Consider the following 17,400-nt stretch of genomic DNA (forward strand, 5'->3'; position numbering starts at 1 on the left):
CAGAAAGCGGTGGTTCAAGGCCACCGCTTTTGTTTATGCGCGAGATGATGACGATGCCCCTGGGGCGTTAGGGATCATCGTCAGCAATGTTTCTCCCACTAATCGCAAGCGCCACCCCGAGGCTAAGTCAGGGCGTTTATCTTCTTGACACTCCTCTCGCCATACCCAAGTAATCAATTGATTAAGCTGCTTTTTGGAGCCAATAAACTCTGGCGCTAAGCCTGATCTATCGGCCTCGGCTTGCACCTGCTCCTTCATCGCTTTAATCACCGACTTATACCCGGGTTCATCAACTAAACGTGTGATGGCCGGCGGGCATTTGGCTAACGGGATTTTATCCGCTTGGGTGGCCAACTTTATCAAGGTTTGCGCATGATAGCGTACTTCAAATTTGTCGAACCCATGCTCGTTCATTTGCTCAACGGTACGAATACCATAACGCGCCATTTTCCAGAGGTTTTGCTCTTTAACGATAAAGTTAAGAGCCATATTCCGGCGACGCGCTTCCTTTGCTCGCCACTTGGCAAGGGTTTGCAATACCGCTAACTGTTGAGGCTTAAGCTGCCACGCATACTTAACATCGAGATAAGCCGCTTCATCCGGCTTTACCCACTGCTTTTTACGGCACAACAGACCACACTCTTCTACCATGGCGTCATGCCACTGCGTATCGGATAGGGCTTGCGTCAGCGCTTGATAAAGCGGCAGCAAGTAATAGACATCAGCGGCCGCATACTGTTGTTGCTTTTCGGTTAAGGGACGCGCACACCAATCAGTGCGCGATTCTCCTTTATCTAAGCTCACGCCGACATAACGCTCCACTAAGCTTGCGAAGCCCTCGGAGACGCCATGACCTAAAAAAGCGGCGACGATTTGGGTGTCTATCATGGGAGTTGGCAATACGCCCGCGTAGTGCTGAAAAACCTCTAAGTCTTCGCTACTCGCATGTAACACCTTGGTGACCTGGGTGTCAGTCAACAGCGCCCATAACGGGGAAAGATCATCAATGGCTAGCGGGTCAACCAACACCAGTTGCTCGCCGTCATAAATCTGAACCAGCCCCAGTTGTGCATAAAAGGTACGCGTACGGACAAACTCGGTATCAAGCATCACAACGGCTTGGTCACGGAAGTGTGCGCAGATATCGACCAGCTGTTGATCGGTGGTGATTTGTTGATAGTTCACAAAAAAGCCCATAAAGAAAATGCCGGCGAGGCCGGCATTTCGTGATTCGTTATCGACAGTTTACCCTTTTCTGGATCGGTTCGCATTAAGCTGACGCTTTTTGCTCGGTGGCTTGTGGTTCATCGCGTAGCTCTCGACGCAGAATTTTACCCACATTGGTTTTAGGCAGTTCATCTCTAAATTCCACCACCCGTGGCACCTTGTATCCAGTGAGGTGTTTGCGACAGTGCGCCACAAGATCATCTCGCGTAAGCGACGGATCTTTTTTGACCACACAAATTTTAACCACTTCCCCAGAATTCTCATCTGGCTGGCCAATGGCGGCAACTTCTAGCACCTTGTCATGCAGCGCAACGACATCTTCCACTTCATTGGGATACACATTAAAACCAGAGACAAGGATCATGTCCTTTTTGCGATCGACAATATGCAAGAAACCATCATCATCGAACTGCACCACATCACCAGTGGCTAACCAACCTTGTTCGTCGATACTTTCTCGTGTCGCCTCTGGACGATTCCAATACCCTTGCATCACTTGCGGGCCACGCACTAACAACTCACCCGGCTGGTTGTCCGCCACATCGTCACCCTGATCATCGACGATGCGCACCTCGGTCGATGGCACGGGCAATCCAATGGAGCCGTTGTAGTCACGTAAATCATAAGGATAGGCCGCTACCAGTGGCGAACATTCCGTTAACCCGTATCCTTCAAGCAGATGCTTGCCAGTCAGCTTTTTCCAATTTTCCGCGACCGCCCTTTGCACGGCCATGCCGCCACCGACGGTCAAGCGCAAGTTAGAAAAGTCCAACTCATGGAAGTCTTCGTTATGGAGCAGCGCATTAAACAGCGTGTTCACACCTGTGATGGCTGTAAACGGGTACTTTTGTAGCTCTTTGACAAAACCTGGAATATCGCGTGGATTGGTGATCAGTAGATTTTGCCCACCCATTTCAATAAACAATAGGCAATTCACCGTGAGCGCGAAGACGTGATAAAGCGGCAATGCGGTGACCACCAACTCCTCACCTGCATTAAGTACCGGCTGATACGTCCCTTTAGCTTGATAAACGTTAGCTAACATATTTCTATGCGTGAGCACGGCGCCTTTCGCCAACCCCGTGGTGCCACCGGTATATTGTAAAAACGCAATGTCTTCGCCTTTCAAAAAAGGCTTCACATATTGCATACGTCGGCCTCGGCGCAGCGCTTGGCGCATGGAGGTGGCATGCGGCAAATGATACTTAGGCACCATTTTTTTGACGTATTTGACCACGAAGTTAACCAGGGTCCCTTTGGCACGTGGCAACTGTTCGCCCAAACTGGTCAGTACCACGTGTTTAACCGGCGTATTGTCGACCACTTTCTCTAGCGTGTGAGCAAAGTTACTCACAATCACAATCGCTTTTGCTCCGGCATCCGTTAATTGGTGCTCAAGCTCACGAGGGGTGTATAACGGGTTCACGTTCACGGCCACACAACCGGCTCGTAAAATACCAAACAAGGCAATCGGATATTGCAGCAAGTTCGGCATCATAATGGCAACGCGATCGCCTTTTTTCAGTTTCAGCTCGTTTTGTAGATAGGCAGCAAACGCACGGCTGCGCTCTTCCAGTTTACGAAATGTCATGACCTGCCCCATATTCATGAAGGCAGTTTGATCCGCGTACTGCTGGACAGAATGTTCAAACATCTCGACCAGAGAGCGATGGGCATCTGGATCTATTTCCGCCGGCACGTCCGACGGGTAACGATTAAGCCATACCTTTTCCACTGGCTTTCTCCTATGTGTTAACTTGCAGGCTATTTTGCCTGCTTCGATCGACGCGAGGCATAATTCAAACAGGTGTTTAACCTACCCACCATAGCGTTAACATTATTTTTACACGAGCATTTTAAGTGCGCGTTTGAATTTTGGTCACAAAATCCGTTATTAACGACACAGTTTGTTGCGGTTGCTGAAGGTGACAATGGTGTGTCCCGGGGATCTCAATGAGTGTCAATTGCTTAAACCACGTGGCTCGTTGCGCGGCATCGGCAGAGCGAAGCGCAGGATACCCATCTGTCGCGCGAATCGCCAGCACAGGGCATTCAATCGCTCGAATAATCGACTCTCCATGGCCGGGCGCCATGCGATACAGAGGCTCACCACCAAGTTTGGGATCATGACGCCAACGCACACCATGGCTGCATGTCTCAATCCCGCGAGCAACCAGTGGCATCAATAACTGACCGGCGACTTTATTAATGGATGCGCGCAATTGTAGCGCCTTCATCGCAGAATCAAAGAGACGTGGTGTTTTTTGCACTGAATTTAAGCGCTGATTAAGACTTTTCGCCATGCGTTCGGTGATTTTATGTTCAGGCTCAACAATAGGCCCCAATGCTTCTATCGAGATAACCCCCGCGATCGATGCTGGAAAGCTAACTGCATAACAGCTGGCCACTAGGCCTCCCAATGAATGCCCCACCAATATGACGGGCCCTGTTTTCTCCGATTGCGAATTCTCCGATTGCGAACAAGGTGTCTGGTGAAGGATTTGATGCAAACTGTCGAGATAATCGAAAAACGGATAATGATAATCTCCGGCTTTATGCTCAGACAAACCATGCCCAGGCCAATCAAACATCAGTAACCCGTAGTCTTGGGGCAGCATGGGGATCAGCGAATGAAAACTCGCCAGGTTGTCTTGCCAACCATGTAAAAAAACCAATGTTGGCGCTAAGCCGGTCGCCGGGCGTATTGCCGCTGCCACTGTCACATCATTAAGTCGCATCGAGGTCGGCGTTAAGCCAGACGATAACCCGAGTGCTGCCGGATCAGACGCCAATAATGCCTCGAATGTCTCCGTCAATGGCGGTGTCATCATCACGATCCCATTTGAGGGCTAATAAGGTAAACTAATCACGCTTTGCACCCGTCCCGTGCCAACGCCAATGCGCACTCGGGAGCAGTACAAGCCGTAGCAATAAGGTCTGTCATCATCAACCACATGCTGTTCAATATCCCAGAGCTGATGTCCTTTTACCCTAAGCACGGGGTAATCATAGGAGTAATCCCCCACTTTTCCCGCCTGACGGCCCTGAAAGTCGCCCAACACCGTTATTGGCCGGCCTTTGGCATAATCAGCCGGTTCAATAAAGCCAGTAAAAATCGCTTTGAAGCGCCCCAGTGAAGAGGCATCGATATCAGGCCGACCCGCTGTCGACGTGGGCAAGGCCACGATTTCAACCACGGAGTCCTGCTCACGATTATTCACCCCGACAATCAAGCCCCCAAGGCGTACCTCTTCTCCTTGATTTGCTTGGGTCATTTTCGCGACCACCGGGTATTCGGTCACGGGCTGGTCCATCCGGCCTTTTAATGACTCAGGCAAACTGGTACAGCCACTCAGTAATAACACGCCGCATAAGGCAAACAGGTAAGATTTCATATTAGGCTCCTTTCACGCCACATCATACATAGATATCGACGCCCACTAAGTTGATCAGTTCCTCTCGCTTGGCTTGATTTAACACCGCGAAGTAGGAAGCCATCGCTTGACGGCCGCGACCGTCCGGCAAATCATATTGGACGTACTCTTGCTTCGCCTGTTCGGCTTGCGCAATCGCGGCGGGATCGACACGTTGGCGCACCGCCTTAGCCACCTGTGTCGTCTTGGGCGTTTGCTTGCGCGTGGTTTGCGGCTTTTTGCCTGTGCGCTGGGGGTGGTTAGGCCGGTTTGTCTGTGGGGAGGATACACCGTTAATCGATACCATATTCACGTCCTATGCTGCCGGCCTCATGGGGGTTATTCGCGCCCGGGTAACTTTTTCCAAGTGACTTTGTCCCGCAGATATGTGGGGCTAGCAAGTTCCGCTGCGACCATGTCTCCCGCATGATACGCATGCTTAGCAATCTCCAGCATATCTTGTGCTTGGGGGTATAACACCTCTGCCGACGCCGTCTGCAATGCCAAGCGAGCGGCTAGGTCAGGATAGGCTGCCCACCCGGTTCCTGCCAATGTCCACACTCCCTCAGTACAGTCAGGGGTGAGTGCTTCCGGGGCGACGACCCTCTCTTCACCGACACACTGCCATGCGCCAGTGTCAGTCCGCCGATATTGGCCGACATAGAGTTCACTCATACGCGCATCAATCGCCGTCAGTACTTGGGTCGCGTTGTGTAGCCGATAGCTTTGTGCTGCCATCGCTGCCAATGTTGAGACACCAATCATGGGTACATCCGCCCCAAACGCTAAACCTTGTGCAATACCAATGCCAATACGCACACCGGTGAAGCTTCCTGGCCCGCGGCCAAACGCCAGCGCATCTAACTGCGCCAGTTCAACCCCCGCTTCTGCCAATACTTCATCAACCATGGGGAGGATCTTGTTGGTATGCTCACGCGGTGCAATTTCGCTGCGCGTGATAATCTGGTCATCACAGCACAGTGCGACAGAGCAGTTTTCGGTCGCCGTATCTACGGCCAATATTCGTAGCGTCATTTAACCCTCTATCGGTTGATCGAATGAATACGAGTTCATTATGTTGCTGTTGGTGTCACTGCCCGACAAAAAATCGTCGATGTGGTGTAAGTCCCGCGTGCGAGGGATCGCCGGCAAACTGCGCAAAAAGGTTGCGCCGTATGCGCGGGTCACCAATCGGTTGTCACAAATAACCAGTGCACCAAAATCTTGTTGATCCCGAATAAGACGCCCCACCCCTTGTTTTAGGGTGATCACCGCTTCGGGGATCTGTACCTGAGCAAAGGGATCGCCCCCTTGCAATTTACAATCTTCTATTCGTGCTTTTAATAAAGGATCATCGGGGGAGGCAAATGGGAGTTTATCGATGATCACACAACTAAGCGCTTGCCCACGCACATCAATGCCCTCCCAAAAGGCGCCCGTCGCCACCAGCAAGGCATTGCCCAACGACAAATATTCTGCCAATAGGCGCTGCTTGGGCATCTCTCCTTGCATGAGGACGGGCAATGACAGATGCTCACGAAACAGGGCTGATAGCTCTCGTACCATTTGATGCGACGTGCATAGGAAAAAGCAACGCCCTTGGTTACGTTCAATCACCGGTCCCAATAATGCGGCCAGTTTGTTGGCTCGACGAAAACTATTGGTTTCCGGCACGTGTCGGGGCACGCAAAGCCTCGCCTGATTGGGATAATCAAAGGGGCTTTCCAGCGTCATTTGCTGCTTAGCGTCAATCCCTAGGCGGTGGTTAAAGTGCGCGAAGTCGCCTTCAACGGCCAAGGTCGCGGAGGTAAAAATCCAAGCGCCCCCCTGTTCGGCCATTTGCTCACGAAAACGATCCGCCACCGATAAGGGGGTAATATTGAGGCTAAAGTGATGCCGCGTACATTCGTACCAGTAGGAGTACCCGGTGATTGAGGTGTCTTTTAAGCGTGCAAGCCGCGCTTTAAATAAGGTAATCCGATCAAACGCAGCGTCAAGCAATTGACTTCGGCCGAGTGATAGTTTTACCACGTCATGGGCAAGATCGAGCGCGTCAGCCAATCGTACCAACTCTTTCTCTACGCTGGGCGAAGCCTGAAGTTCACGCCAATTACCTCGATATCCGGGCTCGCCCATCACCAAGCGCATATCCATCGCCGCTTGCGAAAGGCGATCAGCGACTTTTTCCAGTTGACGCGTATCCCGTAGCTCAGTGCGATAGGCGATATGAATGTCTTTGGCAACATCTTGCAATTGTCGACTAGATAGCGATTGACCAAAATACTGACTGGCGATATCGGGCAGCTGGTGCGCTTCATCAAACACCATCACGTCTGCTTCTGGGATCAACTCGCCAAACCCCGTTTCTTTGATGGCCACATCAGCCAAAAAGAGGTGATGGTTAACCACCACCACGTCGGCATCCATCGCACGACGCCGCGCTTTAACCACATAACAGTCTTCATAGCTTGGACAGTCTTTACCAAGGCAATTGTCATTGGTAGACGTCACTACAGGGATCAGGGGGCTATCTTCAGCCAGTGCGTCACACTCGCTCAGATCCCCCGACTCGGTATACGACGACCACTCACGAATTTTAACCAGCTGACTCAATTGCCCAGGCTCGCTGTCGGGACGATGGCACTCACTAATTTGTCGCTCGAGTCGCTCTGGACACAGGTAATTAACGCGACCTTTCAATAAGGCGGTCGTCCCTGTGTAGCCCAAGGCTGACTTCATCAGCGGTAAATCACGGTGGTAAAGCTGCTCTTGCAGATTTTTCGAGCCAGTGCTGATGATGGCCTTTTTACCACTTAATAAAACAGGGGCGAGATAGGCATAGGTTTTCCCGGTTCCTGTGCCCGCTTCCACCACGAGCTGGCCTTGGTCACGAATGGCCGTATCAACAGCAATCGCCATATCTGTTTGCGGCTGGCGAGGCACAAAACCATCAATCGCTTTAGCCAGCGCACCGGTGTCTGAGAAAACCTTACGGATCATTGTATAAATACACAGGGGGAAAGCCGCCATTATGCCAAACCCCTCTACGGGATGAAACCACTCCCCTGAGAAACCCGTGACGCATCGTAAAATCACTTTGACCTTGCGGCTGAGACAGGGTACAACCGAGGGTTTAGTCATCAGCAGTACACGACCAACATGGAACGAAAAACACTTCTCACGGACTGTCCTGACGCTCAAGGGCTCATCGCGACCATCACCAACATTTGCTATAAACATCAGCTCAACATTATTCACAACCGAGAGTATGTTGATAATGTCACTGGGCAGTTTTATATGCGCACTGAGCTAGAGGGGATTTTTAACGATCACACCCTGCTTCTCGACCTTGACCATGCGCTACCGCCTGGCAGCCAGCGCCAGCTGATTAGCTCGCGCCGCAAACGCGTCGTCATCATGGTCACCAAAGAATCCCACTGCCTCGGCGACATTTTAATGAAAGCTTATGATGGCTCGCTCGAGATTGATATTGCCGCAGTGGTGGGTAATTACGACAAACTACAACATCTGACTGAGCGTTTTGATATTCCTTTTCACTATGTCAGCCATGAAGGTCTGAGCCGTGAAGAGCACGAGCAAGCGATGCTCAAAGCGATTCAATCCCATCAGCCTGACTACATTATTCTCGCGAAATACATGCGAGTTCTGACGCCTGACTTTGTCGCTCAATATCCGCATCGCATCATCAATATTCATCACAGCTTTTTACCTGCCTTTATCGGGGCCCGTCCCTACCACCAAGCGTTCGAGCGTGGGGTCAAAATCATTGGCGCGACGGCGCATTTTGTCACCAATGACTTGGACGAGGGCCCGATTATTGGCCAAGACGTGATTCATGTTGATCACAGCTTTAGCGCACAAGATATGGCCAAAGCAGGTCGAGATGTAGAAAAGAGCGTACTAAGTCAGGCTATCGAGTCTGTCACCGAGGACCGTGTGTTTGTCCATGGCAATAAAACCGTGATCTTGTAAAACGACAACATTGGTTGAGCCAGTGCTTAAGCACTGGCTTCGCTGGCAATGATTGGCGCGAGTGAATAAGGAGGAAAGGCCAGCACTTCTAGCAACTGATTGATTTTATCTGTAAAAGCTGCTTGATCTCGCATCAGGGATGTCCAATTGCTGGCATCATGCACAGTGACCTCTCAAGGTTTTAAGGTGCTCGTTGTCTTCCAGTCGCGAAAGATATCAAGGATGGTGTTGAATAACTATTGCCAATGCCTGCTGTTTTATGGGTATCATTAGGGATAATCCGCGTCGATTGACGTCATGGTTCGCAACAATACAGCATCCCGCCAACACTGTGTTTGCACGCTTGGTTACGTGGCAGTGCAGTGTTGGCGGATTCTTGTATTAATAAGCTGGAAGCCCACAAAACGGGTCATTCATAATCAGCCCGGCTAGTAGTAAAGGTAAGCAAGTGAATATTCAAAGTCTTCTTAACGAAAAAGTGTCTGCCGCGATGGTTGCGGCGGGTGCGCCTGAGGGCACGCCAGCGGCAGTGCGTCAGTCTGCGAAGCCACAATTTGGTGACTATCAAGCCAATGGTGTGATGGGCGCAGCCAAAAAGCTCGGTACAAATCCCCGTGAATTTGCCCAGAAAGTGTTGGACGCCCTCGATTTAGGTGATGTGGCGAGTAAAACAGAAATCGCTGGTCCTGGCTTTATCAATATCTTTTTGAATGATCAGTGGCTGGCAAAGCAAGCGGATGCCGCCCTGTCGGACGCACGCCTCGGTGTCGACAAACAAGACACACAAAACATTGTGGTGGACTATTCAGCCCCCAACGTGGCAAAAGAAATGCACGTTGGCCACCTTCGCTCCACCATTATTGGTGATGCTGTCGTACGCACACTGGAGTTTTTGGGTCACAACGTCACCCGCGCCAACCACCTAGGTGACTGGGGAACCCAGTTCGGCATGCTCATTGCCAACTTAGAATTACACGAGTCACGCGGTGACGATATTTCCATGGAACTTGGCGATATCGAAAATTTCTACCGTGAATCCAAAGCCCGTTACGATGAAGATGACGCCTTTGCTGCAACAGCGCGCGACTACGTGGTTCGCCTGCAGCGCGGCGATGCCTATTGCAAAGAAAAGTGGGAAAAACTGGTGAAAGTGACGTTGGAGCAAAACCAACGTAACTATGATCGCCTGAATGTCTCATTGAGCAATAAAGACGTGATGGGTGAAAGTCTGTATAACGATATGCTGCCCGGTATTGTTGAAGACTTAAAAGCCAAAGGGATTGCCGTAGAAGACGATGGCGCGCAAGTTGTCTTTCTCGACGAATACAAAAACAAAGACGGCGAACCAATGGGTGTGATCATCCAAAAACGTGATGGTGGCTATTTGTATACCACCACGGATATTGCTTGCGCTAAATATCGCTACGAGCAGTTCAATGCCGACCGTGTGCTCTACTTTATTGACTCACGCCAGCACCAGCACCTGATGCAAGCGTGGACCATTGTACGCAAAGCTGGCTATGTGCCGGACTCGGTCAGCCTTGAGCACCACGCTTTTGGCATGATGCTCGGCAAAGACGGTAAACCCTTTAAGACACGCTCAGGTGGCACCGTTCGTCTTGCTGACTTACTCGATGAAGCAGAAACACGTGCTAAAGCGCTGATCGCTGAGAAAAATCCTGAGATGGATGCTGAGACGCAGCGCGATATCTCAACCACGGTGGCGATGGCAGCCGTCAAATATGCCGATCTGTCAAAGCATCGTACCACAGACTATATCTTCGACTGGGATCACATGCTGGCCTTCGAGGGCAACACCGCCCCTTATATGCAGTATGCCTATACCCGTGTGGCGTCAGTCTTTGCCAAGTCTGGGGTTGACCGTGATGCGCTCGACGGTGAAATGCTGATTGAGCATGAGAAAGAAAAAGCGCTGGTCGCCAAACTGCTTCAGTTTGAAGAAGCGGTTAAATCGGTGGCGCGCGAGGGTCAACCTCACCTGATGTGTAGCTATCTGTTTGAGCTGGCTGGTTTATTCTCCAGCTTCTACGAAGCGTGCCCTATCTTGCTTTCTGAAGGGGACACTCGCCAAAGCCGCCTCAGAATGGCGGCATTGACGGCCAAGACCATCAAGCAAGGCTTAGATCTGTTGGGGATCGACACGCTAGAGCGCATGTAACCAGGTTCGCTTATCTGTGTTGTTCGGATAAGCACAGAAGCGCTGCGCCCACTTGTTGCAAGTGGGCGCTTTTTTATCCCTGACCAAAATGCTGATCCGTTTCGCTAAGCCATAACCGTTCCTCGGGGGTCGATAACCGTCCCATCACCGCATTGCGATGAGGAAATCGACCAAAGGTGGCGATGATGTCGTAATGTTGGCGTGCATAATCAAAGCATTGTTGGAACCAAGCCGTTGCCTCCCCACTCACTTGCTGACGCAGTTGATCAAACCGAAACAATGCTTCTTCTTGGTCTGTTTCTTCTTCAGCATGCTCTAAGGGGAGATAGAAGAACACCCGCTGAAGCGGCGTTAAGGCTTGGTCGTCGCCTTTCGCCAGCCCTGCCTTACATAGCGCCAACGCCAAGGCATCATATCGATAGGCGGCTGCCAACCCGCGATATAAGTTTCGCGGGAATTGATCGAGCAGAATAATCAATGCCAAACGCCCCTCTGGGATCTGGGCCCAGTCATTTAATGTGCCCGCGCCAGCGGCACTGACCCAAGATTGGAATCGCTCGCGAATCGCATCATCAACGTCTTGGCGACCGCCAAACCATCGTGCCTGCGCGGCGGACGAAGGAACCGACTCACTACGCTCGTCGCCAAACCAAAAAGCTAGGACGTCTTGATAGTGCATGCCACCTCCTCTCGCATTCGTCGACACATTTAGCTTTCAACATTGTGTTAAGCGTACTTGCTTTTTGTTTCTTATGAGGCGAATCCGCCTATTCGGTGAGGAGTTTGTGACCCAAAAGCAAGTTGTGATGTAAGCTAAGCACTCGCATTGCAATCAGGAGTTTATATGTCCTTTGTTCTCCACTCACGATTAGCCGCCGATAGCGCGTATGTCGGTGATTTCCCACTTTGTCAGTTACGCCTTGCGCATGCCGATATTGGTCCATGGCTTTTGCTGATCCCACGTAAGCCGGACATCGAAGAAATTCACCACCTTGACGATACTGAGCAGCAATCGCTGTGGCAAGAGTCGGCAATAGTCGCGCGCTGTCTTGAGCGTTTATTTCAACCTGACAAGCTCAATATCGCCGCGATTGGCAACCTGGTTCCCCAGCTCCATCTCCACCATGTTGCTCGGTTTAAAACGGATCCGGTATGGCCAAATCCGATTTGGGGCCACCTACAAGTGGGGCATCGTCCTCGTGAACAAGCCCAGCCCCTCATCGACCAGCTGAGAGAGACCCTCGCCGCCAGTGGATTAGTCATCAAGGCGTAAGTGCACTTCGTTATTTTCGTCAAAACCAAAATAAAAACGGCATACGTAATTATTTATCAATAGGTTAACCGAAGATCTGTCAAAATAAGATTGGCGGTTTCGTCATAACAATACCCGCTCACATTAGGGTATATTGACGCCACTGGTTAAGGGAGTACACATCTGACCAGCCCCTTTTTTTACCAGGGCGGTTCCCCGCCCTCGGCAGCAAGCGAAGGTGTCGTTGACACCCGTGGCATGGCTCCCCAGTTATGCCACGTTTTCTTTTACACGTACTTCGTTACCTGAGGTTTCACACCGGCGCTAGTCATCGATATCTGCCACGGTCACATCAGTCGTCGCGCGTCGATAATGCGAGGGACTGACACCAAAGTAGCTTTTAAATCGTTGGCTAAAGTAGGCCGGATCGCGATAGCCACACGCTTCAGCCACATCCGCCACGGCATGGCCATGCTGCAAGCGCGTAGCGGCATCACTCAGCCGTTTCTGCGTCACATAGGCGGTCACTGTCACACCAAAATACTGTCGACACTTACGTTGCAAATTACGCTCTGACATCGCTAACGCGCCAGCTATCTGAGCCATTGAAAAGTCAGGGTCTTGGTACCTAGCCGCAATAACATTCTCAAACTCGGCGGTCCATCGCTGATTGGCTTGGTCTGAATCCAGTGCCAGTGATGAGGGCAACTCACATCCAAGAGGATATGTGGCAGCTGAGATGTCATCCCGCGACCCAGATGTGGGCACGCTCGATGTGTCTATGTGCACAGCCGACAAGTGACGTTGTCTCAAGGCTAAGATGACAGCCGCAAGCACCAGGCTCACAAAGCAGGCCAGTACCATGCCATTGATAATGTGAGGCAATAGAGGCAGAGAGACAGAGATGTCTAACACAGTATGGGAGGCGCCATCACGCGGGATAGCAATACGTAATTGATAGTGCCCGCCCACCATATTGGCCAAGGAAATCGTATCACTACCGGTTTGCTGCCAAGCAGCCAATTTATCAGCCATTGGCTGCCCAGCGTGCTGATAAGGCACGAGCTGATAATGTACGCGTGTCACTTGTCGTTCTGGTGGCCAACTCCCCCACGCGAGATAGGCGGGGCTTTGCTCGAGTAATGTCACCGCCGTTTGCTGTCGAGGGCCAATACGCCAACGCTTACGTTGCTGCCAAACAGCGCCAATCACGACGTTTGGCGGTTTACGCAAAGAAAAAGCCAATTGGTCAGTATCTATCTGGTAGGTATAATCTCCTGCTAGCAGCGTGAGCTGATGGGCTTGGGTCGCGTAACAGGCTACTTTTTCTGCCTCAGAGGGGAGACGAAATGTGCGCACAAACCCTCGCGGAGCAATGTGTACCAATGCTTGGTTGCTGTACGCCCATATGCCATCGCGGTTACCCGTGACACAGTGGAATCGCTCACCGGGTAATGACAAGTAAACCAATGACGCGGCGTCTGGCGCGCTAGGATCGTATTGGTATAAGCCATGGGCACTGGTGAGCCACAAACGACCTCGTTCGTCGGTATACATATCCTGCACAGGTAGCCGGTCTTTTGCCAAGGGGACCGACTTAAACTGCCCCTCTCGATACCGTGTTAACCCATGCTGATCACGGATCCAAACATTGCCGCGGCCATCATCATAAAAGCCTAACACCTTACCCGCGTGATGAGGCTGCCATCGTGTGCCATAACTGATTAGCGTCATTGTGTCCGGCCAGTAGCGCATCACCTGATCGTCAACCGATAACCAGATTGTACCCTCGGCATCAGTATACAAATGCTCAGCAGGCAGGGTTGCCAACCGATCGGGGATGACGATGCTTGCCCCTGTTAGCGTATTAATCCCTTGCGTACCTGACGGTGTTGACCACCAAAGGCGCTGAGCGTCTCGGGTAGCACTGAGGTATTTGTCGCTTGGTACGACCGAGGGCGACGGTAGAGTGCGATACCCACTTAAATCGCGCCAACTGTCCCCCTCTAGCGCCCAAGGGTTACTTTGCGCCATAAAACCATGAGTAAACACGCTGGGAAAGACGCGGTGTTGATGAGTGATCCAACGTTGCCCTGGTGCACGGTAACGTGTCGCCTGATCGGTTGAAAACCAGATCCCACCCTCAAAATCTGCCCATAAAAAAGTAATGCTTTGGCCAGCAATCCGCTGATCGCCTGGCTGCCAAGCCGGCGTCGCGACGCCATCGAGGGAAAGTCGAAATAACCCATTGTGATTAGCGGCCCACAACCCGCCCGAGCCGACCGTCATTCTATGGTAGTTCCCACGTGTATTCAGCACGTGCTGGGCTTGTACTTGATTGCCCGACACTGCGAGCAGATAAACACGCTTTTCGGTACTGACCCATGCTCTGTCTTGTTTCGCCGTGATCGCTGTAATCGGCGTAGAAAAACGTGTCAGTTGGCGTATTCCCCCGTCGCTGAGTTGATATAAGCTTGTCCCGACCGCAAACAGTCGATGGCCCGCCGTGAACCACACATTATTGGCACGCCACGGACCCGTTCGCCACACGTGAAATGCCTTATCTTCCCGTTGATAGACGCTTATCTGGCCGCTTTGAATGTGCCATAGCGTATTATTGATCGTCGCCAGTCGTGGCGATTGGCGCGGGTGAGGCGCAGAATCAGTGCGCGTCTGTGCAACGGCATCGGGCAATGGGAAAGCGGTAAGCGTATTGGTACTTGGCTGGAAACGATAAACATGTTCTCTCCCTGCCATCCAAAGCGCCTGGTGAGCATACGCAATGGTCAGTATCTTTTCATCAGGCAAGGTAAGGGCATCGTTGAGTGGATGACGCTGATGGCCATCAAAAAAATAAATGCGTCCTTGGCTATCCAACAGCCACATACCGCCAGATGACTGCACCGCCACATCACGGACATCACCGAGGCCATTAAGACCGCCGTATGACTGAAACGATGAGAGCAACGCATCATGCGCCTGCAAAGGTAGGCAAGGAAAGATGAGAGCCAGCCATAACAAACAGAGACATTGGCGTTTCATGTACGAGAAGAGAGACAGGTTGCAGGATTCAGTGACGTAGTGTCGTGCGACCTGCCTCTAAATAAAACCCTGCAACCCTAAATGTGAGCTAGGCCTCACATAATTGACACTCATTACCCATTTAATCGCTGCGCCAACGCCTGATGGGCACGTTTAGCTTGACGCTGAAACGCCCTACGCTCGTCATTAGGAACCGGATGCGCTTCAGGCAGCGGCACCTTCATCGCATTGACTGGATGGCCATATTTGAGCAATTCGAAATGAAGATGGGGCCCCGTTGAGCGACCGGTATTACCACTCAAACCAATTCTCTGCCCCATCGACACATGATCGCCCGGCTTCACTAAAATCCGGTTTAAATGTAAGTATCGGGTAGAATACTCACGCCCGTGTTTGATCACCACGTAATTACCCGCTAACCGATGTTTGCGTGCTTTAACGACAACACCATCACCGGCGGCCAATACTGAGGTACCGACTGGCGTCGCGAAGTCAGTGCCATTATGCGGTGAAATACGCCCGGTGATCGGGTGTTTACGATGTGGGTTGAACGATGAGCTAATACGATAGCGCTTTGCGGTGGGATAACGACGGAGCGCGCGATCCAGACTCTGCCCTTGCTGATCATAAAAGCGTCCATCATGATGACGATAGACAAAAATGTCTCGACCGCCCGACTTGTAGAGCATGGCCGTGACCTTACCCGATGACACGGGTTTATTGTCAATAAACTCTCTGTTTACTTGTACCGCAAACTGGTCGCCGCGACGCGATTGACGTCCGAAGTCAAACCGCCACTGTAGCGCCGAGACCAGATTTTGAATCTGATTAGGCGTGAGTCCCGATTGGCGCGCCTGCTGATAAAAGCTACTGTTCACCCGTCCAATCAAGGTCACACTTTCAAACTCGCCTTTGGTTTCCAAACGCTGATAGTCAACGGTATCTTGTCCGAACTGGTAGTCGTCACGATATTTAATCGATTGATAAACGGTGAACGTCAGCAGTTGACCTTCCTCGTCAACTTGCCACTCCATTTTTTGGCCACGGCGAATATCGCCAGCTTTATCGTTCACATCCAGCATTTGGTAAAGCTGACCGATCGACAGACCATACTGTGAGAAGATCTCGCCGAGTGTATCCCCTGCCGCGACGGTGTGGTGATGAACACGGGGCGCCTCAGATGTGATGTCTTGCTCGAGCGCATCTTCAGGCACACTCAAAGCAGGATCATCAGCATCCAACCCTTGTTCAATCGGTTCACTGTGATCCACTGTCGCCGGCTCTTGGCGTTGATTGACCGCCGGCAATGATTGCCGTTCTTTGGAAGAAAAAGGATGGGGCTGCCACATCAGGGCAGCGCCAACTAAAAGAGATAATGAAGCAAGGGCCAGCTTGTGCTGGCGAGGAAGTCTGGCTGTCACAGCGAGCCAGTTAGTCAGTAGTTTCATGCTTTAAACAACGTGTGAAACGATTTCCTAAATCTTTTAAAAACACCTGATAACTATCAGACGCTACCGGAATGGATGTCGCCAATGGATCTAAGGCAAGTACATTGACGTCATTGTGTCGTGTCACAGCATCAATCAGTGCGGGATTAAACTGCGGCTCAGTGAAGATACAGGTCGCATCGTGATTAAGCAAACCTCGGCGAATAGTGACTAAGGTTTTCGCGCCCGGCTTTTGACTTGGGTCAACCGTAAAGTGGCCTGTTTTTTCCAAGCCAAATGCATCTTCGAAGTAACCGTAGGCATCATGAAAGACAAAATAACCCGATTGAACTTTGGTGGAGAGATCTTGCTGAATATCGGCAACGGTTTGATCAAGCTGTTCATTAAAGCGAGTCAGGTTGGCCTGATATTGCTCTGCTTTATCAGGCGCGGCCTCAATCAGTGCGTCTGTAATGGCTTGCGCCGCGACTCGGGTCGTTTTTGGTCCCAACCAAAGGTGCGGGTCAATATTGTGCTCGCCATGATCGTGACCATGATGATGATGGTGCCCGCCATCAAAATGGCGCAAAGGCATATTCTCGACCTGCGTCAAGGTCAATACCGACGGTTTATCCACCAACAATTTAGACAGAAAAAGCTCTAGCTCGGGTCCTGCCCAGATCATCACATCCGCTTGGTTTAAACCGCGTATGTCCGATGGCTTTAGGGCATAGCTATGCGGTGAGGCCCCCGGCGGCAACAACACATCGACGGTATCGTCTTGTGTCACAAGCCCTGCCGCGATCAGCTGTAAAGGCTTAATCGATGTCATTACCGACATGGCTTGCGCAGGCAATGCCAGTAGTA

14 protein-coding genes are annotated in these 17,400 nt (G+C 51.4%); 3 read left to right on the forward strand and 11 right to left on the reverse strand.

Annotated features, from left to right (window positions below; translation table 11 throughout):
- Positions 1–33 precede the first annotated feature (33 nt).
- From rnd to BZG14_RS04095, 7 genes are all read right to left on the reverse strand, one after another.
- Positions 34–1,185 carry a ribonuclease D gene (gene rnd, locus BZG14_RS04065; protein WP_077608048.1) on the reverse strand — a complete coding sequence of 384 codons (1,152 nt, stop codon included), beginning with the start codon at positions 1,183–1,185 and terminating at the stop codon, positions 34–36.
- Positions 1,186–1,270: 85 nt separating this feature from the next.
- Positions 1,271–2,962, reverse strand: coding sequence for a long-chain-fatty-acid--CoA ligase FadD (gene fadD / locus BZG14_RS04070; RefSeq protein ID WP_069361428.1), 1,692 nt, complete (start codon positions 2,960–2,962; stop codon positions 1,271–1,273).
- Between the two features lie 121 nt (positions 2,963–3,083).
- Positions 3,084–4,058, reverse strand: coding sequence for an alpha/beta fold hydrolase (locus tag BZG14_RS04075; protein WP_241824614.1), 975 nt, complete (start codon positions 4,056–4,058; stop codon positions 3,084–3,086).
- 18 nt (positions 4,059–4,076) lie between these two features.
- On the reverse strand, positions 4,077–4,622 hold the full coding sequence (locus BZG14_RS04080) for a Slp family lipoprotein (protein WP_069361427.1): 546 nt from the start codon (positions 4,620–4,622) through the stop codon (positions 4,077–4,079).
- Between the two features lie 22 nt (positions 4,623–4,644).
- Positions 4,645–4,947, reverse strand: coding sequence for a hypothetical protein (locus BZG14_RS04085; RefSeq protein WP_077608039.1), 303 nt, complete (start codon positions 4,945–4,947; stop codon positions 4,645–4,647).
- 32 nt (positions 4,948–4,979) lie between these two features.
- Positions 4,980–5,675 (reverse strand): tRNA (adenosine(37)-N6)-threonylcarbamoyltransferase complex dimerization subunit type 1 TsaB, encoded by a 696-nt coding sequence (tsaB, locus tag BZG14_RS04090; RefSeq protein WP_077608040.1) that lies wholly within the window; start codon positions 5,673–5,675, stop codon positions 4,980–4,982.
- On the reverse strand, positions 5,676–7,640 hold the full coding sequence (locus BZG14_RS04095) for an ATP-dependent DNA helicase (protein ID WP_077485589.1): 1,965 nt from the start codon (positions 7,638–7,640) through the stop codon (positions 5,676–5,678).
- A gap of 159 nt (positions 7,641–7,799) precedes the next feature.
- On the opposite strand from BZG14_RS04095, the gene purU reads away from it, so the two are divergent.
- Together purU and argS are read left to right on the forward strand one after the other, a co-directional pair.
- On the forward strand, positions 7,800–8,633 hold the full coding sequence (gene purU, locus BZG14_RS04100; RefSeq protein ID WP_069361423.1) for a formyltetrahydrofolate deformylase: 834 nt from the start codon (positions 7,800–7,802) through the stop codon (positions 8,631–8,633).
- A 448-nt stretch (positions 8,634–9,081) separates the two neighbouring features.
- Complete coding sequence (gene argS / locus BZG14_RS04105) at positions 9,082–10,812, forward strand: arginine--tRNA ligase (protein ID WP_077459555.1); 1,731 nt, start codon at positions 9,082–9,084, stop codon at positions 10,810–10,812.
- 73 nt (positions 10,813–10,885) lie between these two features.
- Here argS and BZG14_RS04110 read toward each other — a convergent pair whose 3' ends face one another.
- Positions 10,886–11,491, reverse strand: a complete 606-nt coding sequence (locus tag BZG14_RS04110; RefSeq protein WP_077608041.1) for a DUF924 family protein — start codon at positions 11,489–11,491, stop codon at positions 10,886–10,888.
- Positions 11,492–11,656: 165 nt separating this feature from the next.
- Here BZG14_RS04110 and BZG14_RS04115 point away from each other — a divergent pair, with 165 nt between their 5' ends.
- Complete coding sequence (locus BZG14_RS04115) at positions 11,657–12,085, forward strand: HIT domain-containing protein (protein WP_077608042.1); 429 nt, start codon at positions 11,657–11,659, stop codon at positions 12,083–12,085.
- A gap of 303 nt (positions 12,086–12,388) precedes the next feature.
- Here the strand turns inward: BZG14_RS04115 and BZG14_RS04120 are convergent, their stop codons facing one another.
- The 3 genes from BZG14_RS04120 to znuA form a co-directional block, all read right to left on the reverse strand.
- Positions 12,389–15,049 carry an AraC family transcriptional regulator gene (locus tag BZG14_RS04120; RefSeq protein WP_198532014.1) on the reverse strand — a complete coding sequence of 887 codons (2,661 nt, stop codon included), beginning with the start codon at positions 15,047–15,049 and terminating at the stop codon, positions 12,389–12,391.
- A gap of 170 nt (positions 15,050–15,219) precedes the next feature.
- Complete coding sequence (gene mepM, locus BZG14_RS04125; protein WP_077485583.1) at positions 15,220–16,554, reverse strand: murein DD-endopeptidase MepM; 1,335 nt, start codon at positions 16,552–16,554, stop codon at positions 15,220–15,222.
- On the reverse strand, positions 16,538–17,400 hold an 863-nt coding region (znuA, locus tag BZG14_RS04130; RefSeq protein ID WP_338012775.1), incomplete at its 5' end, for a zinc ABC transporter substrate-binding protein ZnuA. The genes mepM and znuA, both read right to left, overlap by 17 nt.

Origin of the sequence: Salinivibrio sp. IB282 (assembly GCF_001995685.1) — a bacterium.
Taxonomy (GTDB): domain Bacteria; phylum Pseudomonadota; class Gammaproteobacteria; order Enterobacterales; family Vibrionaceae; genus Salinivibrio; species Salinivibrio kushneri.

Bases quoted from the DNA above. Each gene is read 5' to 3' on its own strand.
- BZG14_RS04075 (WP_241824614.1), bottom strand. From the start codon at position 4,058: ATGATGACACCGCCATTGACGGAGACATTCGAGGCATTATTGGCGTCT.
- BZG14_RS04080 (WP_069361427.1), bottom strand. From the start codon at position 4,622: ATGAAATCTTACCTGTTTGCCTTATGCGGCGTGTTATTACTGAGTGGC.
- BZG14_RS04085 (WP_077608039.1), bottom strand. From the start codon at position 4,947: ATGGTATCGATTAACGGTGTATCCTCCCCACAGACAAACCGGCCTAAC.
- tsaB (WP_077608040.1), bottom strand. From the start codon at position 5,675: ATGACGCTACGAATATTGGCCGTAGATACGGCGACCGAAAACTGCTCT.
- BZG14_RS04095 (WP_077485589.1), bottom strand. From the start codon at position 7,640: ATGATCCGTAAGGTTTTCTCAGACACCGGTGCGCTGGCTAAAGCGATT.
- purU (WP_069361423.1), top strand. From the start codon at position 7,800: ATGGAACGAAAAACACTTCTCACGGACTGTCCTGACGCTCAAGGGCTC.
- BZG14_RS04110 (WP_077608041.1), bottom strand. From the start codon at position 11,491: ATGCACTATCAAGACGTCCTAGCTTTTTGGTTTGGCGACGAGCGTAGT.
- BZG14_RS04115 (WP_077608042.1), top strand. From the start codon at position 11,657: ATGTCCTTTGTTCTCCACTCACGATTAGCCGCCGATAGCGCGTATGTC.
- mepM (WP_077485583.1), bottom strand. From the start codon at position 16,554: ATGAAACTACTGACTAACTGGCTCGCTGTGACAGCCAGACTTCCTCGC.